This window comes from Entomospira culicis, from assembly GCF_028748145.1.
GTDB lineage: Bacteria > Spirochaetota > Spirochaetia > WRBN01 > WRBN01 > Entomospira > Entomospira culicis.
On the sequence record NZ_CP118181.1, the window covers coordinates 555,020 to 578,717 of the forward strand.

Here is a 23,698-nt window from a genome sequence, read left to right on the forward strand (position 1 = left end):
CTTTTTATAACTTTTTTTCGATAATTTTACCGATTTTAACATAAAAAAAGAGCGACCCCATCAGGCTAAGTATCACCACGCCCATAAAGAGTAGTTGACTCAAAATAAGTGAGGCCGCGATGCGCACAATCCACGGACGCGATATCTCTAAAAGGATAAAGAGTATGCTCAAAAAGAGCATGAGGTGAAAGAGGGTTGCCATCACCATGATGCTTAGTTTGAGGGGAAGCTCTTTCATGCTTTTGGCTCCTTCTTTTGGAGAATTTCACTGAGGAAAAAGAGAATCATAAAAAAGACGACCGCCATATCTGCCACATTAAAGGTAGGCCAGCGCTCCCAGCCAAAGATGCCGTAAAATTTAACATCTAAAAAGTCCACCACCCCAGCCGGACGAAAGAAGCGATCAATCATATTACCCAATCCTCCACCCACCGCAAAGGCAAAGGCCACCGCCGATAGCGGTTTGAGGTTTAATTGGAATTTTTGTGGAATTTTTACGATCATGGGGCGAGGCGCAATCAAAAGAAACATCAAATAAAAGAGAAGGATCGTCGGAATGATCTTTAGAAGTATCATATTAATCCAAAAGGGCCACTGATGTCCAAAGGAGAAGAGCGCGCCTGTATTACGCACGTGGATAATCTGAAAAAAGTCGCCACCCCAGCTAAAAACTGGGTGACTATACAAGGGAACGTGCTTGACAATCAGCCACTTACTCCATTGATCCAGTAAGATCACACTAAGAATAATAATAGTATGTAGTAATCGTTGTTTAGATTTCATCGGTTAACATCCTGTAGGTATATCATAAATATCTATCTCTAAATTAGGGAAAACTTTACGTACTTCTTCGGCAAAACGCATCAAGCCAATATATTCGCTCCAATAGTGCCCACCAGCAATCAAATTGAGTTGCATCTCGGCCGTGTAGTGGTAGATAGCGTGGTTGACCTCACCGGTAATATAGCCATTGGCGCCTTGGTCGATTGCCTCTTGAATCCACCGCGCATTAGCACCACCGCCACTAATAATTGCGATACGTTGTAATGCCTGATTGTGATGATTCCAAAGGGTATAGGGATAGGGCGCAAACATTTCTTGGGCGATGCTTTGGCTTGCGCGTGGGTTTGGCAGATCACCAATAACCCCGACCCCCGCAAAAGGTTGGAGACTCTCTAGCCCAATTTTTTGCGCCAAGGCATGGTTATTGCCAAAATGAGGTGCAACATCTAGAGGGATATGCACCGCATAAAGTGCAAGATTAGACGCCACTAATTGCTTGATACGTGGATACATCGCATGGTGATCGTCGACAGCAGACGCACCCCAGAAGAGTCCATGATGGACAAAGAGCATATCCGCCTCTTGGGCTAAGGAAAAACTCTGGGCGCAGGCATCTAGGGCAAAAGCAATGCGTCTTAACGGTTGATTCAGCGACCCGACTTGCAGCCCATTAATCGATCGATCGGTAAGGGAAAAATCCATCACCTCACGCGCCCATCGATCAAAATCAGCAATTTTCATACTCTCTTCTCCTTAATAATATTTGTATATAAATATAATTTTTCATTCTTTTTGAGAATTAAATATCTATCCAGTAGAGATCCTGATCTCCATACCGACGGTAACTCGCCGCTTCAAGGAGGTGCTCCTTGGCAATATTGGGGCTAGATGTCATGTCCGCAATGGTTCTTGCTACCCGTAAAATGCTATGTCCTGCACGTGCTGAAAGGGAGAGCTTTTGCATAATTTTAAAGAAAATAGCTTGATCGGCTTCCTCTAAATGACAATATTTTTCTAATAATTCCCCCTGCAGTTGTGCGTTGGTTGTGATAGATTCGTGTTGATAACGTTCTTTTTGGCGCTGACGTGTGGCAATAACGCGTGCGCGTACTTCTTGGCTGGATTCACTACGCTCTGCGAGCAACTCTTCGGGTGCAACTGGTTGTACAGCAAGGCGCATATCGATACGATCTAAAATCGCTGCCCCCATGCGCTTCCAATACTTAGCGATTTGGGCAGGTGAGCAGAGACAAGTGCGATCGCTACGTCCCAAGGCACCACAGGGACAGACGTTGGCACTCATCGCTAATTGAAAATCAGCTGGATACCAACTATTGAGTCCGGCACGAGCGATACTAATGCGTCGATTTTCCAGCGGTTCGCGCAATGTTTGAAGCAAGTGCTTGCCGAATTCGGGGGTCTCGTCTAAAAATAGCACGCCTTGATGTGCTAGGCTGATTTCCCCTGGTAAGATTTGCTTTCCTCCCCCAATAATTCCTTCACTTGATGCCGAGTGATGCGGCATGCGAAAGGGTGGGTAATGGATGAGTCCTTGATGGAGTTCATTTTTAAGGCTATAAATTTGGCTCACCTCTAAACTTTCCTCGAAGGAGAGTGGCGGTGAAATTGATTCTAAAATTTTACAAGATAAGGTTTTGCCACAGCCTGGTGGACCAAAGAGAAGAAAGTGATGCCTGCCAGATGCGGCAATTTCGAGCAAGCGCTTGACGGTAGGTTGCCCTTTAAGATCGGCCATGTCGAAAGGATAATTGGGCAAATTCGGTGAGGATTGGTTTACGTTTTTGGGTGGTTTTTCTTGATGTGAGATTGCAATAAGTGCCTCCATTGCCTCTTGGAGGGAACTGACGGGCCAGATTTCTATGGATTGGACTTCTTGGGCTTCGTGAATGTTCTCTATTGGTAATATTGCGTAACGAATATCATGATTGATGCTTTGTGCCACTGCCGATAGTGCTCCACGAACCCCGCGCACCCGTCCCGATAGCTCTAATTCTCCGAGAATGAGAAGAGAGCCACTCCAGTTTGAGATTGCAATTTGTTCGGAGTGATAGAGAATGGCGATGGCGATAGCTAAATCGAAGGTAGAGCCCTCTTTTTTGATGCTCGCTGGCGTTAAATTAATGAGCAGACGCTCACGCGGAAATTCGTGTCCACTATTTTTAATGGCAACGCGTACCCGCTCTTTAGCCTCTTTTACGGCGCTATCGGGAAGCCCAATGATTTCAGCCCCCGGTAGTCCCCGTCGCATATCAACCTCAACCTTGACAATTTGCCCATGGTAGCCGGTAGCTACGAAGGCACAAATTTCAACCATAAATTATCTTGTTTCCGACAAAATAATGGGCGGAAAGTAGCCACTTTTCGTCAACCCGCTTTGACTCTGCACATTTGCCATGATAGAGAGGTTGATGTAGTCTCTTCCGTGATTGTGGAAAAGAGGTGAGCGATATTCAATTTGATAGAGTCCTGTTGCGCGACTTCTGGCGATATCCACCACCTCCTTAAGACCTCGTGGACGGAAGAGGTAAAAAGGCTTGCCACCGCTTTCTTGAGCAATTGCGTCATAAAATTGATTACTGCTACCTTGTTTCAAGTAGATAGGATAAAATGCAATATTATTGTTTTTTAGATAGCTTGATAGGTCTCGATAGGCATATTGCGCTACCGTACGTTCGTGTTCGCCGGTAGTGATAAAAAAGATGGCTAAGCGCGCATTTCGATTGATGAGTTGGGAGCCAGCTAAGCGTAAGCCTCGTTCAAAGTTCCACGCTGAACTAAGGGATTGCGGGAAGAGCCGATGAAAGTGTCCCACTATTTCTTGACTGTTTTGATTGGTAAGGTGAATGGGTTGCTCACTTGCCCAAATGAGGCTAAATTCATCGTTAGGAGTAAAATTATTGCTCAATTCTTGAATAGCGTGAAGGAGATTTTCTCGATAATTTTCGGTGAGCTTACTCCCTTCCACCATAATAACAGAGGCTAGAGAGCCATCTCTACGGGTGTCTAGGGTGCTTACGGTAAGGGGGGTGAGGGGAAGACCATTTTCTTCAATGAAGAAGTTATTTTTGTCAAGACCCAGCATCGGTGAGCCTGAGCGACTTTGAATACTAGCAATCACCCGCGTAGTGGGAAAAGCGTCATTGTTAATACGGTGCACATTGACGAAAAAGTTCCCATATAATTCGGAGCGAGGGATCAAAAAGGAGAGATTATTGTTAATTTGATCGGCAACCACAATGGTTCCGTTGCGATCGATATCAACACTGACAATACGTTGTGCCCGACCATTGAGATCGGTGGCAGTGATGACATCCCCCGTGCTAAGATCGTAGCTGATGACCCGCTTACCATCGGCGATGAGTAGACGATTATGTTCGATGCGGATCTGCTCTGGGCGTTCGAGTAAGCCTTGTCCGAAGGTTCTTAGATAATTACCTGAGTGATCAAAGACATGGATAAGTCGATCTTTACTATCCACAATGAAGAGCTCTTGTGCGGTGGCAGCAATGCCTGTGGGTTGCCTTAATCCTTTAAATTGTTCGTTAGGTAACCCTACGGTCATGATGTATTTTCCGTTAAAATCATACTTAACGACTTTGTTACCGACCCAATCACTTACATATAAATATCCATCTTCCGTACTTGTCATATACTGAGGCCCTAGGAGTGCTCCCTCTTCTGCGGTGCTTCCAAAGGTGAGGAGTCGTCTACCATTGGGGTTGAGAAGCGTGATACGCTGACCCCTAAACTCACTGACAAATAGATTGCCATCGCTCATTGCCAAGACACCCCATGGTCCGCTTAATGGCATTACTCCGCCACTAAAACGTGTGCGAAGATTACCGTTTACATCAAATACGGCGATATTGTTACTGGTGTATCCGGCAACATAGGTGAGAGTTCCCAGTGGATCGCTGGTAAGATCGGTGGGGGAGTCGAAACGGATGGTTTGATTGCTTCTTCCGTCGGTTTGATGGCGAACTGTCCATGGATCTTGATCGATATTTTCCCGGCTAGGTGATGTACGAAACTGAAGCGTCTCGATGCGTGTGCGCAACCAGCCACCCCCAATTTGATCATCGTTGACCAATCCTTGCCACTGACGAATGGCTAAGTCGTCAAGCCCCGTTGCAAAGTTAGCATACCCTAGCCACAATCGATAGAGTGGCTCGCTGGGCTTAAGACGCACAGCTTGTTCAAAGTCTAGAAGCGCTTTGTTGTAGAGACCCTCATGAAAGGCACGCACGCCCCAATTGAAGAGCTCCATCGCTTTGATACTGTCAACATCTAGGCGTTTAATTGGTTGCACGAGGTCTTCTTCAAAGAGCACATCCCCGTCGAAAGGATTACTCTCTTGGGCGAAGAGCGAAGTATTTATAAAAATAAAAAAGAGTAATAAAGATAGTTTTTTATTCATCATCGTTTTGTCACAGCCTGCCGAGCGGCTTCTAGGTGCTCCTTAATTAGGGTGTCATTTTCTCGATAGGAAAGGGCGCGCTGGAGATACTCAAGGGCGTCGCTTTTACGGTTTAGCTTTAAACAGACCCAGCCGAGGGTGTCGAGGTAGGAGGCATTTTGGGGAGAGATGGCGACTGCGCGTCTGGCATGACCGAGCGCCTCCTGCATGCTTGAGATGTCATCGATTTGGGCGTAGAGATAGGCAAGTGAGTTGAGGGCATTGGCATTACCGGAGTCAAGTTGGATAGCGCGACGAAAGCGTCTGATAGCGACATCGTACTGACCTTGGAGTTGTGCGATATAGCCCCACATGCTGAAAACTTGGCTATTTTCGTTGTCATAATCGCTGAGTGATTCGAAGAGAGCCTCGGCTTTTTCTAGGAGATTTGCTTCGATATAGAGATAGCCAAGGGCGATTTTACTCTGTTTATATTGGACGGGGTTGAGTAGTTCGTAGTGAATGGACTCTAGTGCGACAATGGCGGCGTCGGTTTGCCCTAGACGGGTGTAGCAGAAGCCTAAATACATCATGCTTACGCCGAGATCTTGCTGTGAGGTCAGCAGGAATTTGGCTAAGGCGCTCTCGTATTTACCTTCATTGTAGAGATAAATACCGGCGTTTTTGAGTTCCTCTTCTTCGTTCAATCGATAACCCCCTCGTTGATTTGCAATAGCATACACTACTATTATCGGCTACTTACTGCCAGCTATTTACTCAATTTTCGCATAATGTGCTTCAATGGCTAAGATTTGGGTTTCGCTGCCTGAGTCTGCCCAGAAGCCGTGGTGGTGGATGCCGATGAGGCGCTTTTTTGGGGCGAGGGTGCTGTAGAGGGTTTCGTATTTAACTTGGGTTTCGTGCAGAGCGTACGCTTTTTTGCCTTGCTCGAGATCTTCAACAAGACTAAAAATGGTCGGATCTACATAGGTTTCGATCAATGTTTTGGGGTTGAGGATGAGCGAGAATCCGCTGTTGATGTAGCTGTAGCGTCTATCCTTTATTATAATGTAAGGGTTCTGCTCTACGGATTGCTTTTCAAAAAAATGATGAATCAGCTGCGTCTTCGCATCAAAATCGACTACGCCATAGGCATCTGATTGCTCCCAAGGAACCAGAGTAAGAATATTAATAGCGATTTCTGCTTGTTGTTCTTTGCTAAAATTGTTGAGAATCTCTTCCGCTTTTTGCCAAATCTCAGTTAAATCTAACTCTAATAAATTATCTCCATTGGCTAATAAGAGCGGACGATCGCTAAGCTTGCCATTTTGATAAAGTTTGAGTAAGGGTGCAATCGTACCAGCGGGGCGTTCTTCTACCACAAAGCATGGCGTATGCTCTTGACCCTGATAGTAATCCATAATCATCTGGCTAGCAAAGCCCAAGCCCAGTGTAATCTCTTTGATGCTTGGATTGCGCCAATATTGCTCTAAGTGAAGATCTAGTAAGGGTATTTTATCATCCTTAATATTTAGAAGGGTCAAGCCTTTTGGTCCCTCCTCTCCTGCGTATTTTGCGAGCATCGGGTAATGCTCTTTGTTGATAATCTTTCGGTACTCCTCTAAACGTCTGGCTCGCCCACCGCTCAAGACTAAGACGTCGATTGCTCGTTGATTACGCATCTTTTTTCCTTTTTTTCTAAAACTGACTCTATTTTACTTGAAATATGTAAAAAAATCTATATAATAGAGGGAAGAAGATCTAAAAATGAGAGAAAGAGAGTAGCATATGCCAGAAATTCATGCAAAAAAGATTGACGAAACTGTTATTGAGACCGTTCTTCAAGAGGATGTCGTGCTAGAAGGTAACGTCTCTAGTTCGCGTGGCATCGCAATTAAAGGAAAAGTTACAGGAAATCTTAATGCAAAAGAAAACATTCTTATCGATAAGCATGCCCAAGTCATAGGCCGTGTCGATAGTGAAACTTCGCTCTATCTATTGGGCTCTCTCAAAGGCGATGTAAAAACAACCGCACGTGTGGAGATCATTGGCAAGGGCGTGCTCGACGGTGATGTGATCACCGGACGCATGGTTATTGAAAATGGCACTACCTTCAATGGTATCTGTAAAATGGGGTAGCATCAAGAATGAAATATGTGATAATATTGACACTCTTTATCTTGACATTAACCTCAGCCCTATCGGCGCAAACGATGGATCGTCTAAGCCGAGATGCGCTTTTAGCCTTGCGTGAAGAACGTTATGAAGAGGCGATTTCCCTCGCTCAACGTGTCCAAGATGGGCTTGATCCGGAGAATAGCAGTGGCTATTTTGAGATTACCCTCACAAAAATACGAGCACTTATTCCACTTAGTCGCTATCAAGAGGCGCTTAATGAGGCGCAACAACTTTTACGTATTGACAGTAAAGATGCACGTCTCATCCAAATTCTTGGCGAAATTTATTACCATCTAGGTCGAGGTAGCGATGCACTTCCCTACCTCATGGATTACGTCGCCTACAATCCTACTGGGGAAGCTATCGGACAAACTTATTATTATATGGGAGAAATTTATCTCTTGCGGGGTAGCTATCAGCAAGCGGAGATGGCGCTCTCTACGGCGGTTTATCACAATCCTCAATCCGATAAATGGTGGTCAAGGTTGGGGTATGCCCGCGAACAGGCTGCTACGTTACTAGTGGGTAGCGAACGCATTTATATGCTTAATAGTGCAAAAAATGCCTACGAACGCGTATTACAACTGAATCCCAGTAATAATGAAGCGAAGAGTCGCATTGCGGTGCTTCAGCGTAGCTTGCGATAATGGAGTTGATATTTTTTGCGTAGTTAAGCGCGTGGATAGCTTTGCCAGTTATCCACGACTAAGAGCGCATCACTTTTAAATCTAAAGCGATTCTCCAACACCCAATCTCGTAGCTCTTTAAACATTTGCCACCCATTTTTCTCTTTCCACAGCCAAAAAAAACTCTTCCATGGCAGATAAGCCCCGCGCTTGCTCATCTTTACCTCTAATGTCTTGAGGGCAAAGAGCGTGGTATTCAACGTGATGCTCTCATCATCGACGGGAATGGTGTCGGTATAGCTCACCCCTAAAGCCGGATTAAAGATGATATGCTCCCCCCACATAGAGGCGCGCATGCCAAATTCTACTTTTTGCCAATACTCCGAGGTGATTTGCGGATCGTATCCGCCTAAATTAAGAAAGCGCGCACGATTGTAGACTCCACAAAAGTCCAGCGTAATGAATGTTTTTGCCGTCTGACTCTCTTGATGTTGCGTGCGAATGACGCGAAAAATATCATTTGGTGGAAAGATTGGAAGCGTTAGAGAGGGAATTGGCATACCATTTTGATTATAAAATTGAGGTGTCGTGCAGAGATCCCCACGTTCCTCAAGCTTTAAAAATAAATGATGAGAGACATCTTGCGCATTTAATTCAATATCATTCCACAAAATAAAGACAAAGGGAGTTTTCGCCTCTGTCATGGCAATATTAACCATCTCACCTGCCGATAAGCTCTCCTTTGTCCAAATTTCTCTAATCGGAATATTTATCTGTTTTGTCGGTCTATAATTAAACAAAAGAATCTCTTCTGGATTAAACCTTGATAGCGCCTCTATCTGATCGCTAAAGAAGTGATTAACCCCCCGAGGTAAAATGGCTACAGAGAAGCTGTGGGTATGGCTAAGGGGCGCGCATGTACTTACAATCGTATAGATTTGTTGCCCCCTAAAATGTGTAGATATAGTACTCTTCACAATTGGCACAGATCATCGGATAATCATGCATCAGATGTGAACGGTAGAATTCTTGCTGTTTTTGCCAAATTTCTTCTAAGGAATTTTCTGGAATTCTCCCTAGGTCATGCTTTTTCGAGACATCTACGCGACACAAATGAACCGATCCATCCAGATAAATACTCATTTCCCGCTGTAATGCCCAACATCCACTGCGCGTGAGAGGTTTAATGTTAATATCGTTTTGAGAAGGTAATAATCCTGCGTAGTTATGGTATTTTTGAATAATTATTTGCTCATGTTTCTCTTTTATTTGATGATAAAATGCTTGCAATCCTGCTTCTTGTGCTTCTAAGCGTACCCGTTGTACCCAAAATCGTTCTTTTAGTGCGGGGTTTTCTAGCATAAAGTGAAAAAAATCGATAGCTTCCTCAAATTTTTCCCCACGCATGGTTTCGTATTCCCTCCTATCAAGGGAGTCGAGACTAAGAATAAGGGAGAGGCGAGGGCTGGCAGATTGAGCAAGCGTTTCGCGAGCAGATTGACTCCAGCCGATGCCACTAGTTTCGATATGTAATCGTAAGCTCGGGTGGGCGAGGGTGATCTCAATAAATGACGCGATTTCAGGGTGTAGTGCCGGTTCTCCTAGTAAGCTCAATCCAATGATTGCTTCCCCAGAGAATGCGACAATTTTTTCTAAAATCTTTTTATACAAAGCAATATCCATCATTTTATTGGTATTAAAGTTTGGTAGGGTTGGAGCCGGGCAATAATGACATTCTTGTGGACAGTTAGCGGTAATTTGGATAGGGTAGTAGTTAGGCAGACCTACTTTAAGTTGATCGAGCTTGGCGATATTTGCTAATAATGTGGTTGCATCGAAAATGCCCGCCTTGACAAATTGTTCTGCAATCTTTGCGTTATTTTTATTATCATAAGACAATTCTATACGTTTTTCCCGTAAATCAATCGGACTTAGGGTTGTTTCGATATCAAAATCATTGAGTTTACTGCGCAGTAATTCGAAAAAAAATGTATATTTATTTGTTTTGTAAAGAAACGCGTCCTGATGTTCTTGAGCTAAGATCGTAAGATCCCCAAGGATAGATGAGTGAATAATTTGCGCGCAAAGTCCTAGTGGATACCCTTCAGCAAAATGATATTGCGAGTGATATTGTTGTGTAGTTTGAATCATTTTTTTGAGTAACTCAATATCTAAAAATGGTGCTTGCGCGTCGACATATACGATAATGGTGGGCTCGTGTATATAAGCTTGCATCTCTTTTAGGATGTCATAGGTTGTGATATGAGCCTTTTGTGTAAATGTCTGTGGCGTAAGTGTGTATATTTCTTTAATAAAATTTAATTTATGGCATAATGCTTCATAGGTATTGGCAAAGTCTCTCCATGGTTGACTAGCATAGGAAGAGAATTCCAATTGATTAATAACAGCGATAACCTTATTCATTTGCTTCATTATCGGCAAAAAAGTGGATCTACATAAGGGGCATCCTTAGATTTAGCTCTTATTCATCGAAGCAATGAGGACGGTGGCAATCCAAGCACCACTTAAACTGCCGATATTAATTAGTATAAAAACAAACAAAGTGTGAAGAACTCGATTTTTATAATGTTTTTTAACATGAGGAAAATCATTGGTCATGCTTTCAAAATCACTTGCTCTGGGTTTACGCACCATTGCTTGTATGGTTGCGGCAACTAATCCTGCATTGAGCACGGGAATAAAACTGGTAATGGGCGATAGCAGAGCACCGGCAAGAAGGGCTAAGGGGTGGGCAAGGGCAATTGTGCCGAGAAGCAATACAGGGGCAATATTAGCAATTGTCCATATTTTAAATACCGAAAAGATATCAGCTTTTGATTCTTGATTACTGGCGACAAAGAGGATAAGCGCAAGCATTGCGATGGGAATAACGTAGGGAAGGAATTTACTAAAAGTAGATCTTGCTGGAATGTGTTCAAGTTCTGCAATATTAAATGTTTGACCATTCTCCATGGCGTGGATGTGCTCGATAATCCCACGCATGTGCCCAGCACCCACTACAGCTAGACGTCGATTGCCTTTGGTGTGATAGATATGGTGGGCTAGATAAATGTCTCGTTCGTCAATGAGGACACTCTTGACTGAGGGGAATTCTTTGCCTAGCTCCTCCATCATTTGGGAGAGAATGTCGTTATTTTTTAGAGATTCGATGTCGTTTTCATCGGCTTTGTCTTCTTTTACACCTAAAATGAGCGAGCTAAAAAGTTTGGTTTTTTGCCAAAAAGAGCTCATCGCCCAGACACGGCGCAGTGTAATACTCACTTTGCGATCCACTAGTGCGGGAGTAATTCCCATTGACTCCGCGATAAGCACAGCTTCTTTCATGTCACTACCAGGCGCAACACCTTGCTCATCGCCAATTTTTTTCTGGAAACTAGCAAGTGCCAAGTTGACGAGAAGGAGAAATCCTTGTTTTTTCTTAAGAATCGAGATGAGATCGCTCTCTTTCCACGCCTTTTCTTGGCGCATATTGGCTAAACGATCCGCGTCTATTTCGACACAAATGGCGTCCACTTGATATGTTTGCGCAACTTCGCGGACATCCTCCACGCTTCTGGCAGAGACGTGCGCTGTTCCTAGTAGATAGATAGTGTCACCATTTTTTAAAGATAAAATTTCAAGTAAGGGGGTATCGCTCATGGTCTTTCCTATAAAATTTTTGTTGTTTGTTGCCACGAGTCATCTTGGTCGGGCCAAATATGCGGTGGGGCGAGGATTAAATTTTCGGTAAGATTTAATTCATCGATATATTGTTGCAAAGAGGCTCTAAGCTCTTCGCTAAAGTTAGATTTAAAACCTTGTCCCACCGTAAGTTCTTGCAAATTCTCTGGTAGAACGGGTGCTTGTTTCCCGTAATAAACATATCGAAAGGAGAGTAGGACATGTGGCGAGCTTAGGTCGCGCTTTTTCATTGCTTCATCGTTGCTGTGTACCGAGGGAATGGCTTTGTGTGTAAACGTTGATTGCGCATCTTTTTGATAAACATTGTCACCAACTTGAAAGATGTGGGGAAGGTTTGGCTCTAATTTGGGTTGTTTTTGTGGGTAGCGAAAAAAATAGTCGTGATGCGAGAGTATCTCTGAAATTTGTGCAAGATAGAGCACGCGGTTATGTCCGGTTTTGTCTTTTCGCGTTAATCCCACTAACCATAGTGTGTGATTGGGATTGTTTATGTTGTATTTAGCGATAGCTGTGCGCATCGTCGGCTTGCACCATGGCAAGGAGAGGACTCCCCAGAATGGGTTTGGGGAGTATCCATTATCTTGAGCTACAATATAACTATATACTTTGTCAATAGAAGCAATCACTAGTCGTCCTTGGCGTCGGTGGTGTAGTTGGCAATAAGACCGGCTTTTTGCACCTGTGATAGGGTGGTGTATACGGTAATGTCTCGATTGCGAATTTGCTCTTTAAGCGCTTTAACTTTGAGAAGAAGATCCTCCGATAACGCGATGGTGTTGCTTTGGCTGAAGCCCACTCCATCATTATCCAGATCGTATATTGCTTGCCCATAGTGGAAGATATCGCGTTCGAGATCGAAGAGCGTACTGTAAACAGCAGCATCGGCATTTTTCATGGCAGAGGTAAGTACGACGCTATGACCATCGGGCATGAGACCTTCTATATATTGGTCAGAATCGACACCAATAGCCCAAAGAATGCGACCACTCTGATAGCTTTCTTTAATTTGCGCAATGGTGCCGTTACCAGTAGGTCCTGCGGCACTAAATATCGCGTACAAATTGGGGTATTGATTGATCCATTGACCGGTCATGGTTTTTGCTTTGGCGGGATTTGCCCAGTCATCGGCATAATAACTCAAGATGGTAACATTATTGCCTAGCACATGCTTGATCCCTTGAAGATACCCCATTTCGAAGCGAGTAATTACGCCACCAGGCATTCCCCCAATGAAGCCGAAGACGGGATTCTCAATACCATCTTCTTGAGATTTATATGCGACAAGTGCACCAACAAGAAAGGCGGATTGTTCATCGGCGAAGTGGGCAGATTTTACGTTGGGTAGACCAAAATCTGGTCCATCGATGAGGAGATATTTTTGTTGAGGATTGAGCTGGGCGATACGCTCTACTGCATCGATAAAGTTGAAGCCTGCCACTACGATAAGTGAACGATCTTCATCGGTGGCAATACTCAAATTACCATCCATTTGAGCGAGATTAGGCGTAACCATATAGGAGTAATGCACGCCTTCTTTCCCGTTAAACTCACTGTAAAAGCGATTAATTCCACGCCAAGTAGAGGCGTTAAAAGAGTTGTCATCTACCCCGCCAGCCTCGGTAATATGAATGACGGTAGGGACTTCTTTTCCTAGGGAAACTTTCTCGTTGTTTTGTGGTTTAGGACAAGCGACAAAGGATAACCCTAAGGCTAAAAAAGCGAACAATTTTGCATAAGTATTCATGATAAAACCTCTCAAAATAAGATATTATAGATAGGCTGGCTGTTCACTTTATCGCTTGAGCTGTACGGCGGTTCCAAGCATATTATCGCTGGTTTGGATGGTTTTAGAGTTGAATTCGTAGGCGCGTTGAGCCACAATGAGGGATACCATCTCTTCGATGCTACTGACAGCGGACATTTCTAGGAATTTATGTTGAATTCGACCCATGCCATCCCTGCCGGGTTGTCCTGCAATGAACTCTCCGGAGGCGGGCGTCTCTTTGAAGAGGTTCTCGCCAATGGAGCTTAGTCCTGCGGGATTGACAAAACGATAGAGTTCCAGTTGCCCAACGACCACAGGATCGGGGATATTGGGCAGGCGTACACTGGCTTCTCCAGTGGTGCTGATCGTGAAGCTATCGAGAATTGCCTCTTCGGGGAGGATAATCTCGGGGGCAACGCGATAACCTTGGCTAGTAACGAGTTGGGCATCGGCATCGATTTTTAGGCTACCGTCGCGGGTGTATGAGTAGGTACCATCTTGCATCATGACACGTAAAAATCCTTCACCGTCAATGGCGAGATCGCTGACATTGCCCGTTGCTTGAAGGCTGCCTTGCTTAAACATGCGTTGGGTGGCGGCTACTTTGGAGCCATGACCAACTTGAGTAGCAAGTGGGCGCACCGTTTCGTCTGTAGCGGGGGAGCCGGCAAGTTGTTGGGTTTGGTAGAGCAGATCTTCAAACTCGGCACGCATTGGTTTGTAGCCGGTGGTATTAACGTTAGCCAAGTTATTGGCGATGGTATCGATATTGTATTGTTGACTATTCATGCCACTGGCACCAGTCCAAAGCGAACGCATCATAAGCTGATTAGCTCCTTTTGAGAGATTTTTCCTATCTTTATCATCGACGAAATAGCCAAAAAAGTCAAGTCTTTTTTTTGACAATGAAGAAAATAGCGGGGAAACTTTGACATCTTTCTTTTATTATGGTATAATGGGGATATGGTGAGGATGATGAGTCGCTTTGGAGCGATGCTGTTGTGGCTATTTTTTGTGCCGATGCTCTGGGCTAATGATAGATATATTGTTGCGGTGGGTGCGCAGGAGATTACGATTTTTTCGCAATCAGGCGAACGTATCATGCGTATTCAGCCACATTTTAGCCGTATTTTGCGCACGCAATACCAAAATGGGCGTCCTGCACATGAGCGCCTTGAACAACGAAATCTTGCGCCATTTCCGTGGTTTTTTGCGCCAGATGGTGGATTTTTCTCTTTTAGTACGACACGTTCTCTTACATATTATAATAACCTAGAAGAGGCGAATGAGTATCAGGTTCTCTTTTATCCACAAGATATTTTACAGGTGATAAGTCAGGAGTTGCTCCTGATTCGCTACAAAAATCGTCCTGCGCTGTGGCAACGAAGCACCAATACTATAGAGGAACTCCCCTTTAACTTACCCGATTTGCATGAACTTGCCATGCGTGAAATTATTTATAGCCCTTCGCAACAATTGCTTGCTAGTACGCACATGGAGCGTCTCGATTATTATACCAATCCGGCACTAGGGACAATTGCCAGTCAGCGAGCATATACGATACAGCTCCAGTCACGAGGTACTCAGCCCATAGTTATTCCCGCTGGGGCGCACATATATTACGATCAAGTAAGCGAGCATATCTACTTTTTTTTTGAAAAGCGTCTTCATCATATCTCTTTATTAGACAAAAAGATAACTTCAACAAATATCGTCTTTAATAATATACTTACCTCGGTGGCAGGAGCATGGCGTACGCCAGCTGTATTACCGATGGGTAATGATCAGTATCTTATTTGGCATCATATGCCGTACGCGCAAGCATCTACTGCGCAGTTGGCGCTCTATGACGGCAAGAGTGGCGATCTCTTACAGCAATGGCCTGTTGCGGGTGAGCAAGGAGAACTTTTCTTCATCAAGGAGCTCCCTTAATGCGTTATCTATTAGGTTATTTTGTCTCGATTGTTTTCGCGTCCTCGCTCTTTGCGCAACAAATTTTCGTGCCTTTAGAGCATGATTTTGTCCTTTTCGATTTGGATAAAATGAAGATTGTCTATGAATTTAATTATAAAAAAAATCCTTTTGGCGTACGCCCTGCTATCTCTAGCGATGGCGTATATCTTTATTATACAAAAAGATTTATGAATAATAAGTCGCTTTATCAGCGTCATATTGCTACGGGGCAAGAGCGCGAAATTCTAGCCCCGCAACCTTTTCACGGCTTTCGTCTTATCTCTGATAGTAGAATTCTTCTGGATAATAATATTACCCTCACCCTCGACAATGTGACCTCTACGGCGCTGGCCTCGCATGCGCTGCAGCCATTGTCCATTTTACATCCGCGCAACCGTCTTGGTTATGGTGAGGATGAGTATTTTCTGCCTACCCACGGAGGGGAAATTTTAGAAGGCTATTTACTGATCGATCGGCAACAGTTGCTGATTAATTACTATTTTGCAGGACAGCAACGCGCGCAGGGCTATTATCAGTGGTATCTTTTTGACTTATCGACAGCAAGGTTAATGATTCTCCCTTCTTTGCGAGGTAGCGCTTCTTTATCGGGCGGGGGTGCTAGTATGAATGAGCGCCCCGCGATCGCTTATATTAAACGGCGTTGACGGATTTTTGGTTGCGTTATGCTCGATCACTTACGTTACAATCCTGATTTTCCAGAACAGTTAATTGCGCAAGCAACCTGCCCGATTTTTCGTCAAGCGTTGGATGTCTACCTCGATCCACGTGTCAGTGTGGGCTATGCCGAGGCGTCGATTCGTCATTGGCAGTATCACGCGCATCAGCTTATCGATCAACTGGCACACGATACCTATCGTTTTTCTGAAGATTTTTGTATCTACGCACAAGAAGATCTCGATAGTATGATTGTGGATAGCGACTATCCTAGGATTACCGCGGATCTTTATATCGATCTACGCGAGCTTTTGTTACGTTGGAATATTGCAGAAGATATCGCTAGAGGTATTGTCAAACGCGTTGAGCAACGTGTGGCGGGGCATCGTAAATATCGAAATGTATCAAGAATAAAGATATTTTTTAAGGAAGAGATTATCGCCACGTTACCTCGTAAGGAGCAACCCTATCACCTTATTCGCCCGCCCATTCCGAGCGACAGGGATATTTTAGCATATATTCGCCCGCTCTATATCACGATTCATCCGCTGGAAGTGGAAATTCCTCAGATTTACATCTCATTTAGCTGTGCATGGGATGAGGAGTATGGCTTAGCGTGGATTATACGCGGAGATAAAATCCTCTATGTAGGCAGTGATCGTAAATTACAACCATGGGCAAGCGAGGAGAGCTTTTCTATCCTAGAAGGGAATTATGCTTACGGCAACTTCTTGCTAAAACACGAAATACCTGATTTGCGTGAGTAGTTTAGGATGCATTCTCCTCTTCTTGCTGAGGGGGGAGAATGGGGGCGCCTTTTGTCTTGGTGATGCGATCGGGTTTGCCGGTAAAGAAGAGCTTTGCTTCGGATAGATTGAATTCTTTCGGTATGGTAAAGCGAATCTCGATGGTCATATTTCTGGTGCCGTCAAGCGTAGGGGTAATATTAAATTGAGAGATTGACTTGTATTTTTTTTGATTATGATCGCGTATTTCAAAAAAGTAGCGGGTATCTCTGCCGATTTGCCAATAATTAGAGATAGAAATGTTTCCGCTTATATTATAATCTGATCCAACACGCACGGTTAGGCGTAATTGATCTTTTTTCCCTTTGTCGATAAGTTCATATTCTTCTACAAAAAAGTAGCGATGCTTATCGACATGTACCGCGCCATCGGGCAAGGAAGCAACGCCTTCTTTACTGATATTGATGCCTAAGCTAGAGACCAGCGAGGTTAGTAGGAGAAAAAATGGAATCAGGAGAACAACGTGCTTTTTCATTCTTTTATTATAGCCTATCTTGTTGATTTACGCAAGAATTTTTTAATAAAAAAAGGTAACTGTGAGGTTGTAGATAATATGCGTCCAAGCTACGCTGTGCAGGCTCATGCCTCGACGAAAACCAAACCAGAAGATCATGCCAAGAATAAAGGTGAAGAAGAAGGCGAGAATTCCTTGATAGAGATGCATGCTAGCAAAGATGATCTGCCAGATTACGCCGATGAGGAGGGGATGCTTTTTGCTAAAAGAGATAGGTAAAAGGCGGAAAAGAAGTTCTTCGCTATAGCCAACAAGAATCATCATGAAGACAAAAAGCGCCGGATAGAGATGTCGCATGCGTTGAAAGAGTATTCCAGCGGGATTTTCAGCAAGCTCTGGAGGGATAACGAAACCACTAAGCAAAGTCAGCAGGAGAGATGCTCCTAAAAGGAGGAAAACGCCCTTCCATTGAAGGCGAAAATCGGTAAAGGCATACACCATTTTGGGTTGTAACGCTATGGCGATACCCAAAAAGACGATAAATTGAATGATAGAAATGATTAAGTATACAAGAACAAATCCGTCATGATGCAGATACAAAGAGATATCTTCCATGGCGCCTGTATACCAACTATAGATACTTAGAAATGAGAAGAGACCAACGAAGATGATGGCGAGAATGAAACGAAGTGTGCCTAGTTTTGTTGTGTGATAGTCGATAGATTGCATCTTCTTATTATCTATAATGGGAGTAGTTTTGTCAAGCGCCCTCTTGATTAAATTCTTCATCTCTGCTTTACTATAGGCGTGTTTGAGTGGTTTTTGCGTAAAACAAAACGGGGAGATTTCCTCATTAATGCCTGTGATAGCAGTAAAGATAAGGTGTGGGTGGGCTGGCTTAAGCAGTGGATGCAACGGTTCGGCATGAAGCAAGCGCCTCTTTGTGCGGTGGCAGAGTGTGGCAAGCTTGCGACAACTGGGGCGCATGTTCGGCTAATGCGTCGTCGGCATGAATTTTCGCTCATTTATATTGTGCCGATGTGTACGGGTTGTAACAATCGCACGGGAGTGGCAGGCTCGCCTCCCCCTAAGATGCGTGCGCGCTCGGGCGTGCTTTTGATGGAGAGTAATCTTAAAAACACCTGTCGCTATCGATGCAAAAATAGCTGTAAATTTAAGCAAAAACGTCAACACTGGTGGCAACGTCTCTTTGGCTATCCAGCTAAAAAGGGGTAATTTCTCTCTTATCGAAGGAAAAGAGTGGTTGACAATTGGCTCTTTGATGGTATAATGAATTATACCATCGATGCTAAATGTTAGCAAATAGGGAGGGGAAAAAAAGATGTATGTAGCCAAAGATACCGGCACGCCTGCGCAGTTAGACAATGGCGTTATCCGCACCATTATGGCCTATAGTGATGATATTATGGTGGTACGCTTCGATTTTATTGAAGGGCAGGAGGTTGCTCGGCACCAGCATATGCATACGCAAAGCACGTATATCTTGAGCGGGCAGTTTGAGTTCGAGATTGATGGGCAGAAGCATCACTGTTCGGCAGGCGATACCTTGGTCTTTCCCAGTAATACTCCGCATCGATGTCTCTGCTTGGAGGCGGGGACACTTATCGATAACTTTACTCCTAAGCGTGATGATTTTTTACCATGATGATAAGAAAGGAGTAGGTAGTTATGAAGCAAATCGTGATTAAATCGGCAGATACATGTAAGTATGATCTGGTTAGCTTGGGAGAGGTCATGCTTCGCTTTGACCCCAGTGAAGGGCGCATTAAAACAGCTCGATCGTTTAAGGTGTGGGAAGGCGGGGGCGAGTATAATGTCGCACGTGGACTCAAGCGATGCTTTGGCATGCGCACCGCGATCGTTACGGGTATTCCCCAAAATGATGTGGGCTTGCTCTTGGAGGATCTCATCTATCAAGGTGGGGTGGACATGAGCTATGTCAAGTGGTTCAAGTATGACGGCGTGGGGCGCGATGTGCGGGTGGGGCTCAACTTTACTGAGCGTGGCTTTGGCGTGCGTGGAGCGTTGGGCGTCTCGGATCGGGCAAATAGTGGAGCGGCTAAGCTTAAAAAGGGCGACATCGACTGGGAGAAGCTCTTTGGTCAAGAGGGTGTGCGCTGGTTTCACTGTGGAGGCATTTACGCCGCGCTCTCGTCCACCACGCCCGAGGTCATTATCGAGGCGATGCAGATTGCGAAAAAATATGGCACGATTATCAGCTATGATCTCAATTATCGCCCTAGTCTCTGGCAAGCGCAGGTCGAAGCCGGTCGCCCGAACGCTGCGCAGGAGGTTAATCGCGAAATTGCTAAATATGTCGATGTGATGATTGGTAACGAAGAGGACTTTACCGCCTCGCTTGGCTTTACCGTGGAAGGCTTGGATCATCATATCAAAGGACTCGATAGCAATAACTTTAAGAAGATGTTAGATCAAGTTAAGCAGATGTATCCTAACTTTAAAGCGATGGCTACTACGTTGCGCGAGGTCCATACGGCAAGCGATAACGATTGGGCAGCGCTTTTAAGTTATGAGGATAAATTCTACGATAGCATGAAGTTAGAACACTTGGCGATTTTTGATCGTGTGGGTGGTGGCGATAGCTTTGCAAGTGGCTTGATCTACGGCTTTTTAACGGGCAAGAGTCCGCAAGAGGCGCTCAATTATGGCGTGGCACATGGTGCATTGGCGATGACTACACCGGGGGATACCAGTATGGCGAGTCTCAAAGAGGTAGAAAATCTGGTTAAGGGTGGCAGCGCGCGCGTGGCGCGTTAGGGGGAAGCGATGAGTGACATTATGCAGAAATTAGGTGAAGCAGGACTCTTACCCGTTATCAAAATTGATCGGTTGGAAGATGCCGTGCCGTTGGTAGAAGCGTTAATGGCGGGTGGCTTGCCTGTTGCCGAGGTTACCTTTCGTACGCAAGTTGCCCCACAGGCGATTGCGACGATAAGCAAGGCCCGACCTGATGTCATTTTAGGGGCGGGTACGATTCTGACAACGGAGCAGGTAGATCAGGCGATTGCGGTGGGTGCTAAGTTCTTGGTGAGTCCAGGGTTTAATCCTACCGTGGTGGAGCACGCGCTTAAACGAGGTATCCCGATCACGCCGGGGGTATGTACGCCGAGCGAGGTGGAGCAAGCATCGAGTATGGGGTTGAACGTTTTAAAGTTTTTCCCTGCTGAACAATTTGGTGGCGTGGCAATGCTCAAGACGTTCTATTCGGTCTATCCGCACATCAAATTTATTCCTACCGGCGGAGTAACGCTAGCTAATTTGCCTGAATATATCAAACAGCCCAATATCCACGCCGTGGGGGGCACATGGATGGTGCATTCTGATTTGATTAAGGCGAAGGATTGGGCAAAAATTACTCAACTAGCGCAAGAGGCGGTTAATGTCTTGCATAAGATAAAAAAATAGTAAAAGATTCCTCATTTTCTTTATAGGAGAGATGAGGAATTTTTAATTTTTTCTTGTATTTATATAAATCATTATTAAGTAATTTTAATAAGTTTTATCTTGACAATTGTCTTGATTGCCTTGATAATAAAGTATGGAAAATGTTAATCAAGATGAGTTTTATGCGCGCTATGACATTAATGATGAGGGCGAGGTCTTCTGGCAACGATTAGACGATCATTTGCGTGAGGTGGCAGAGTTAGCGTATGATACGCTAAAAGATGTGGATGGAGAGTTGGCTAGCTGGGCAAAGCTGGCGGGGTATTTTCATGATTATGGCAAGTTTAACCCCGCTTTTCAAGAGCGGTTGCGTAAGGCTCAGGCTAAAGAGCACGCGCAGTTAGTCGCCAACACCGAAGAAGAGCGCCGTTTAGCCGATAAGATCCTCGTTCCTAAAGCACCGCATGCACAGCTAGGGGTGGATGGGTTTCTTGGATATTTAATGAAAAAGAAAGCAACGATGAATCCTAAATATCATGCATTGTTTACTTTTTTACCTTCATACGCTATTCTCGCTCACCATGCCGGATTGAGTGATACAATCAGTAAAAAAGAGTTTAACTCAACGATAGATTATGCATTTTGGCGTGAGATGCTTGACAATCTCCATGCACTGGAACCACAGTTAACGGATTTTACTTCAGGTCTAATAGACAAGACAAATCACCTGCCTAGCAATGATGCCAAGCATAGTCAATTAGGGTTTAATGCGATGATGACGGTGCGTCTACTTTTTTCGGCGTTGGTGCATGCGGATCATCTAGCGAGTGCAAAGTTTCGCTTGCCTGATGATAGCGAGATTCATTTTGCTTCTATTGCAGAGATAAAAACTCATTTTGTAGCTCAATATAGACAATTTTTGGCTCATCGTACCCACCCTTCGGCTAGCGACGTTACGGCGATTAAATTACAGCAAAAACGTAATGAGATTTACCAATCGTGCTTGTCCATGGCAACGCAAGAGCGAGGAATTTTTAGCCTCACCGTGCCAACGGGGGGAGGCAAGACACTCTCTTCTCTGGCGTTTGCTTTGCATCATGCAGAACATCACCAGCAACAGCGCGTGATTTATGTGGCACCGTTTACCTCAATTTTGGATCAAACGGTTGGCATTTATCAGCAATATGTGGGAGAGCATAATCTCTTTGCCCACTACAGTACCTATGATGCGCTCCAATTTAAGGAGAATGCCGAAGAGGCGTATCAGCCATTGCGCAACGCCTTGAGTGAGAGTTGGCAACAGCCGGTTATTTTGACGACAGCTGTGCAATTTTGGGAGTCGCTCTTTACGCACAAGCCATCCAAGGCGAAAAAAATTCATCACATCGCCAACAGTGTGATTATTCTCGATGAGATTCAGAGCATTCCGCGTGCGTATCTCTCGCCTATTTTGCACATGATGCGTAGTTTGGTGGCGTATGGTTGTTCGGTGGTGCTCTGCTCGGCGACCCAGCCACAGTTTGACGCTCCACAATTATCGCACTTGGCGCTACAGGATATTAAGGAGATGATGCCTAACCCTCAACAATTAGCCGATGATTTATCTCGTGTAACACTACACCTTTCGCACGCGGCGAAGAGCATAGAAGAGTTGGCGCAGGAGGTTATTGCATGCTCGCAGGCATTAGTCATTGTCAATTTACGTGGAACGGCATCTAAGGTGTATCAGGCGATTTGTGAGCAAGTGGCAGATAAGGAGGCGGTCTTTCACTTGAGTGGACTGATGGCGGTGGCACACCGTCAAGAGATTTTAACGAGAGTCAAAGAAGAGTATCTTGCCAAGGGTAAGGCGTGTTACTTGGTGAGTACGCACCTTATTGAGGCGGGGGTGGATATAGACTTTCCTGTCGTTTATCGTGAGGAGGCGGGATTAGAGAATCTGATTCAATCGGCAGGTCGATGCAATCGAGAATTTAAGGTGGAGCGAGGTGCTTTTGTGATCTTTGCCTTGGCTGATGTGAAGATTCCCGATATGCACGCCCAACAACATGCCATCTATCAGCGTATCCGTGATGCATATGGGGAGAGATTATTTCACTTAGATGCGATCCGTGATTATTATCAAGAGATTTATCATATCAATAATGCCGGGGTTAAAGGTGCGCAAGGTAATCCTCTAGATGTCTATGCGATTGAGCAAGATGTGAGGAATGTCGGTAGGAATTTTGCGAAGGGTGCTGCGCTCAATAATATGCCCTTTGCGTCGATTAGCCAGCAGTTCTCTCTCATTAAAGATGAGCAGTGGACGGTAGTTATTCCTTATCATAAAGAGGTTGAAGAGTCGATTCAGTACATCGAACAGAAGGGACTTTCTCGTAAGCACTTACGTAAGCTCGCACGTTATAGCGTGGGTGTCTATAAAAATCACTATAATGAGTTGCACCATCAGCATCATATTCGAGAGCTAGTGGATAGTCGGGGGAATGCGCTGGGTATCTACTACCTTGAACCAGCGTATTATCAGACCACCTATGACGAACGCATGGGCTTGAGGCAAGAGGTAAGCGATATTCTGGTGAGTGATAGTTCGATATATTAGATGAATTACTTGCTTTTTCGCTTGCTTTTGGCTATACTAAGGTCTCTAAGGTTGCCCTCCACGCGAGGGCATGAATTGAAACCACTTTTTCTATTTTTGTTTGGATATAATCTTATCAGTTTTACGCCTATAGGATTGACTATAGGCATTTCACTTATTCTATTTTTTTTGGAATAATTTTTTCAATAAATTTTTATAAAACCTCTTGACAATTTTTTTCTAATAAAGTAGAATATAATTAGTAAAAAGGAAGTAGGCGATATCAACTTTCTTTCTATTGGTTGATATCGCTTTTAGTTTTATTAAAAGGAGGT

At 44.5% G+C, this 23,698-nt stretch carries 25 protein-coding genes; 10 read left to right on the forward strand and 15 right to left on the reverse strand.

The features are described 5' to 3' along the window. Positions 1-4: 4 nt before the first annotated feature. The 7 genes from PVA46_RS02615 to PVA46_RS02645 form a co-directional block, all read right to left on the reverse strand. Positions 5-238, reverse strand: a complete 234-nt coding sequence (locus PVA46_RS02615) for a hypothetical protein (RefSeq protein ID WP_167695208.1) — start codon at positions 236-238, stop codon at positions 5-7. Beyond that, complete coding sequence (lspA, locus tag PVA46_RS02620) at positions 235-783, reverse strand: signal peptidase II (protein WP_167695209.1); 549 nt, start codon at positions 781-783, stop codon at positions 235-237. Before lspA ends, PVA46_RS02615 begins: the two co-directional genes overlap by 4 nt. A 3-nt stretch (positions 784-786) precedes the next feature. Further along, positions 787-1,524, reverse strand: a complete 738-nt coding sequence (locus tag PVA46_RS02625) for a Nif3-like dinuclear metal center hexameric protein (protein WP_167695210.1) — start codon at positions 1,522-1,524, stop codon at positions 787-789. Between the two features lie 58 nt (positions 1,525-1,582). Beyond that, on the reverse strand, positions 1,583-3,118 hold the full coding sequence (locus PVA46_RS02630; RefSeq protein WP_167695211.1) for a YifB family Mg chelatase-like AAA ATPase: 1,536 nt from the start codon (positions 3,116-3,118) through the stop codon (positions 1,583-1,585). 3 nt (positions 3,119-3,121) lie between these two features. Then, the gene (locus PVA46_RS02635; RefSeq protein WP_274360315.1) at positions 3,122-5,221 is read right to left on the reverse strand and encodes a hypothetical protein; all 2,100 of its coding nucleotides are present in this window, start codon (positions 5,219-5,221) and stop codon (positions 3,122-3,124) included. Further along, positions 5,221-5,907, reverse strand: coding sequence for a tetratricopeptide repeat protein (locus PVA46_RS02640; protein ID WP_167695213.1), 687 nt, complete (start codon positions 5,905-5,907; stop codon positions 5,221-5,223). The genes PVA46_RS02635 and PVA46_RS02640 overlap by 1 nt, the downstream gene beginning before the upstream one ends. A gap of 66 nt (positions 5,908-5,973) precedes the next feature. Next, positions 5,974-6,882, reverse strand: a complete 909-nt coding sequence (locus PVA46_RS02645) for a sugar phosphate nucleotidyltransferase (protein WP_167695214.1) — start codon at positions 6,880-6,882, stop codon at positions 5,974-5,976. 106 nt (positions 6,883-6,988) lie between these two features. Between PVA46_RS02645 and PVA46_RS02650 the strand changes: the two genes are divergently transcribed. Both PVA46_RS02650 and PVA46_RS02655 read left to right on the forward strand, forming a co-directional pair. Continuing rightward, the gene (locus PVA46_RS02650; protein WP_167695215.1) at positions 6,989-7,339 is read left to right on the forward strand and encodes a bactofilin family protein; all 351 of its coding nucleotides are present in this window, start codon (positions 6,989-6,991) and stop codon (positions 7,337-7,339) included. 8 nt (positions 7,340-7,347) lie between these two features. Continuing rightward, positions 7,348-8,025: a tetratricopeptide repeat protein gene (locus PVA46_RS02655; RefSeq protein WP_167695216.1), complete on the forward strand. Its 678-nt coding sequence runs from the start codon at positions 7,348-7,350 to the stop codon at positions 8,023-8,025. Between the two features lie 23 nt (positions 8,026-8,048). On the opposite strand, the gene PVA46_RS02660 is transcribed toward PVA46_RS02655, so the two are convergent. The 6 genes from PVA46_RS02660 to flgG are packed head-to-tail and all read right to left on the reverse strand — an operon-like array spanning position 8,049 to position 14,293. Continuing rightward, entirely contained in the window at positions 8,049-8,981 is a 933-nt protein-coding gene (locus PVA46_RS02660; RefSeq protein WP_167695217.1) for a hypothetical protein, read from the reverse strand. Then, on the reverse strand, positions 8,953-10,428 hold the full coding sequence (locus tag PVA46_RS02665; RefSeq protein ID WP_167695218.1) for a spiro-SPASM protein: 1,476 nt from the start codon (positions 10,426-10,428) through the stop codon (positions 8,953-8,955). The genes PVA46_RS02660 and PVA46_RS02665 overlap by 29 nt, the downstream gene beginning before the upstream one ends. A 51-nt stretch (positions 10,429-10,479) precedes the next feature. Next, positions 10,480-11,664, reverse strand: coding sequence for a TraB/GumN family protein (locus PVA46_RS02670; RefSeq protein WP_167695219.1), 1,185 nt, complete (start codon positions 11,662-11,664; stop codon positions 10,480-10,482). An 8-nt stretch (positions 11,665-11,672) separates the two neighbouring features. Then, the gene (locus PVA46_RS02675; protein WP_167695220.1) at positions 11,673-12,332 is read right to left on the reverse strand and encodes an Nmad2 family putative nucleotide modification protein; all 660 of its coding nucleotides are present in this window, start codon (positions 12,330-12,332) and stop codon (positions 11,673-11,675) included. Next, complete coding sequence (locus tag PVA46_RS02680; RefSeq protein WP_167695221.1) at positions 12,332-13,450, reverse strand: BMP family lipoprotein; 1,119 nt, start codon at positions 13,448-13,450, stop codon at positions 12,332-12,334. Before PVA46_RS02680 ends, PVA46_RS02675 begins: the two co-directional genes overlap by 1 nt. 48 nt (positions 13,451-13,498) lie before the next feature. After that, entirely contained in the window at positions 13,499-14,293 is a 795-nt protein-coding gene (gene flgG / locus PVA46_RS02685; RefSeq protein ID WP_167695222.1) for a flagellar basal-body rod protein FlgG, read from the reverse strand. A gap of 150 nt (positions 14,294-14,443) precedes the next feature. Here flgG and PVA46_RS02690 point away from each other — a divergent pair, with 150 nt between their 5' ends. From PVA46_RS02690 to PVA46_RS02700, 3 genes are read left to right on the forward strand one after another with little or no spacing between them, the layout of a single operon-like run. Further along, positions 14,444-15,403: a hypothetical protein gene (locus PVA46_RS02690; RefSeq protein ID WP_167695223.1), complete on the forward strand. Its 960-nt coding sequence runs from the start codon at positions 14,444-14,446 to the stop codon at positions 15,401-15,403. Continuing rightward, positions 15,403-16,089 carry a hypothetical protein gene (locus PVA46_RS02695; protein WP_167695224.1) on the forward strand — a complete coding sequence of 229 codons (687 nt, stop codon included), beginning with the start codon at positions 15,403-15,405 and terminating at the stop codon, positions 16,087-16,089. Before PVA46_RS02690 ends, PVA46_RS02695 begins: the two co-directional genes overlap by 1 nt. Before the next feature lie 18 nt (positions 16,090-16,107). Continuing rightward, positions 16,108-16,866, forward strand: a complete 759-nt coding sequence (locus tag PVA46_RS02700; RefSeq protein WP_167695225.1) for a DUF6985 domain-containing protein — start codon at positions 16,108-16,110, stop codon at positions 16,864-16,866. 1 nt (position 16,867) lies between these two features. Here the strand turns inward: PVA46_RS02700 and PVA46_RS02705 are convergent, their stop codons facing one another. After that, entirely contained in the window at positions 16,868-17,380 is a 513-nt protein-coding gene (locus PVA46_RS02705) for a hypothetical protein (RefSeq protein WP_167695226.1), read from the reverse strand. Positions 17,381-17,422: 42 nt separating this feature from the next. Further along, positions 17,423-18,148, reverse strand: a complete 726-nt coding sequence (locus tag PVA46_RS02710; RefSeq protein ID WP_167695227.1) for a CPBP family intramembrane glutamic endopeptidase — start codon at positions 18,146-18,148, stop codon at positions 17,423-17,425. 18 nt (positions 18,149-18,166) lie between these two features. Here PVA46_RS02710 and PVA46_RS02715 point away from each other — a divergent pair, with 18 nt between their 5' ends. The 5 genes from PVA46_RS02715 to cas3 all read left to right on the forward strand — a co-directional run bounded on the left by PVA46_RS02715 (position 18,167) and on the right by cas3 (position 23,384). Next, positions 18,167-18,595, forward strand: coding sequence for a hypothetical protein (locus tag PVA46_RS02715; protein WP_274360316.1), 429 nt, complete (start codon positions 18,167-18,169; stop codon positions 18,593-18,595). Between the two features lie 106 nt (positions 18,596-18,701). Next, positions 18,702-19,025, forward strand: coding sequence for a cupin domain-containing protein (locus PVA46_RS02720; protein WP_167695229.1), 324 nt, complete (start codon positions 18,702-18,704; stop codon positions 19,023-19,025). Positions 19,026-19,048: 23 nt separating this feature from the next. Then, positions 19,049-20,158 (forward strand): sugar kinase, encoded by a 1,110-nt coding sequence (locus PVA46_RS02725; RefSeq protein ID WP_167695230.1) that lies wholly within the window; start codon positions 19,049-19,051, stop codon positions 20,156-20,158. A gap of 9 nt (positions 20,159-20,167) precedes the next feature. After that, on the forward strand, positions 20,168-20,806 hold the full coding sequence (locus PVA46_RS02730) for a bifunctional 4-hydroxy-2-oxoglutarate aldolase/2-dehydro-3-deoxy-phosphogluconate aldolase (RefSeq protein WP_167695231.1): 639 nt from the start codon (positions 20,168-20,170) through the stop codon (positions 20,804-20,806). Between the two features lie 133 nt (positions 20,807-20,939). Further along, positions 20,940-23,384 (forward strand): CRISPR-associated helicase Cas3', encoded by a 2,445-nt coding sequence (gene cas3 / locus PVA46_RS02735; protein ID WP_167695232.1) that lies wholly within the window; start codon positions 20,940-20,942, stop codon positions 23,382-23,384. Positions 23,385-23,698: the final 314 nt, after the last annotated feature.

What these genes read in the sequence shown, in the direction of transcription:
- PVA46_RS02615 (WP_167695208.1), bottom strand. Translation starts at nt 238, where the DNA reads ATGAAAGAGCTTCCCCTCAAACTAAGCATCATGGTGATGGCAACCCTC.
- lspA (WP_167695209.1), bottom strand. Translation starts at nt 783, where the DNA reads ATGAAATCTAAACAACGATTACTACATACTATTATTATTCTTAGTGTG.
- PVA46_RS02625 (WP_167695210.1), bottom strand. Translation starts at nt 1,524, where the DNA reads ATGAAAATTGCTGATTTTGATCGATGGGCGCGTGAGGTGATGGATTTT.
- PVA46_RS02630 (WP_167695211.1), bottom strand. Translation starts at nt 3,118, where the DNA reads ATGGTTGAAATTTGTGCCTTCGTAGCTACCGGCTACCATGGGCAAATT.
- PVA46_RS02635 (WP_274360315.1), bottom strand. Translation starts at nt 5,221, where the DNA reads ATGAATAAAAAACTATCTTTATTACTCTTTTTTATTTTTATAAATACT.
- PVA46_RS02645 (WP_167695214.1), bottom strand. Translation starts at nt 6,882, where the DNA reads ATGCGTAATCAACGAGCAATCGACGTCTTAGTCTTGAGCGGTGGGCGA.
- PVA46_RS02650 (WP_167695215.1), top strand. Translation starts at nt 6,989, where the DNA reads ATGCCAGAAATTCATGCAAAAAAGATTGACGAAACTGTTATTGAGACC.
- PVA46_RS02655 (WP_167695216.1), top strand. Translation starts at nt 7,348, where the DNA reads ATGAAATATGTGATAATATTGACACTCTTTATCTTGACATTAACCTCA.
- PVA46_RS02665 (WP_167695218.1), bottom strand. Translation starts at nt 10,428, where the DNA reads ATGAATAAGGTTATCGCTGTTATTAATCAATTGGAATTCTCTTCCTAT.
- PVA46_RS02670 (WP_167695219.1), bottom strand. Translation starts at nt 11,664, where the DNA reads ATGAGCGATACCCCCTTACTTGAAATTTTATCTTTAAAAAATGGTGAC.
- PVA46_RS02680 (WP_167695221.1), bottom strand. Translation starts at nt 13,450, where the DNA reads ATGAATACTTATGCAAAATTGTTCGCTTTTTTAGCCTTAGGGTTATCC.
- flgG (WP_167695222.1), bottom strand. Translation starts at nt 14,293, where the DNA reads ATGATGCGTTCGCTTTGGACTGGTGCCAGTGGCATGAATAGTCAACAA.
- PVA46_RS02690 (WP_167695223.1), top strand. Translation starts at nt 14,444, where the DNA reads ATGATGAGTCGCTTTGGAGCGATGCTGTTGTGGCTATTTTTTGTGCCG.
- PVA46_RS02695 (WP_167695224.1), top strand. Translation starts at nt 15,403, where the DNA reads ATGCGTTATCTATTAGGTTATTTTGTCTCGATTGTTTTCGCGTCCTCG.
- PVA46_RS02700 (WP_167695225.1), top strand. Translation starts at nt 16,108, where the DNA reads ATGCTCGATCACTTACGTTACAATCCTGATTTTCCAGAACAGTTAATT.
- PVA46_RS02705 (WP_167695226.1), bottom strand. Translation starts at nt 17,380, where the DNA reads ATGAAAAAGCACGTTGTTCTCCTGATTCCATTTTTTCTCCTACTAACC.
- PVA46_RS02710 (WP_167695227.1), bottom strand. Translation starts at nt 18,148, where the DNA reads ATGAAGAATTTAATCAAGAGGGCGCTTGACAAAACTACTCCCATTATA.
- PVA46_RS02720 (WP_167695229.1), top strand. Translation starts at nt 18,702, where the DNA reads ATGTATGTAGCCAAAGATACCGGCACGCCTGCGCAGTTAGACAATGGC.
- PVA46_RS02725 (WP_167695230.1), top strand. Translation starts at nt 19,049, where the DNA reads ATGAAGCAAATCGTGATTAAATCGGCAGATACATGTAAGTATGATCTG.
- PVA46_RS02730 (WP_167695231.1), top strand. Translation starts at nt 20,168, where the DNA reads ATGAGTGACATTATGCAGAAATTAGGTGAAGCAGGACTCTTACCCGTT.
- cas3 (WP_167695232.1), top strand. Translation starts at nt 20,940, where the DNA reads ATGGAAAATGTTAATCAAGATGAGTTTTATGCGCGCTATGACATTAAT.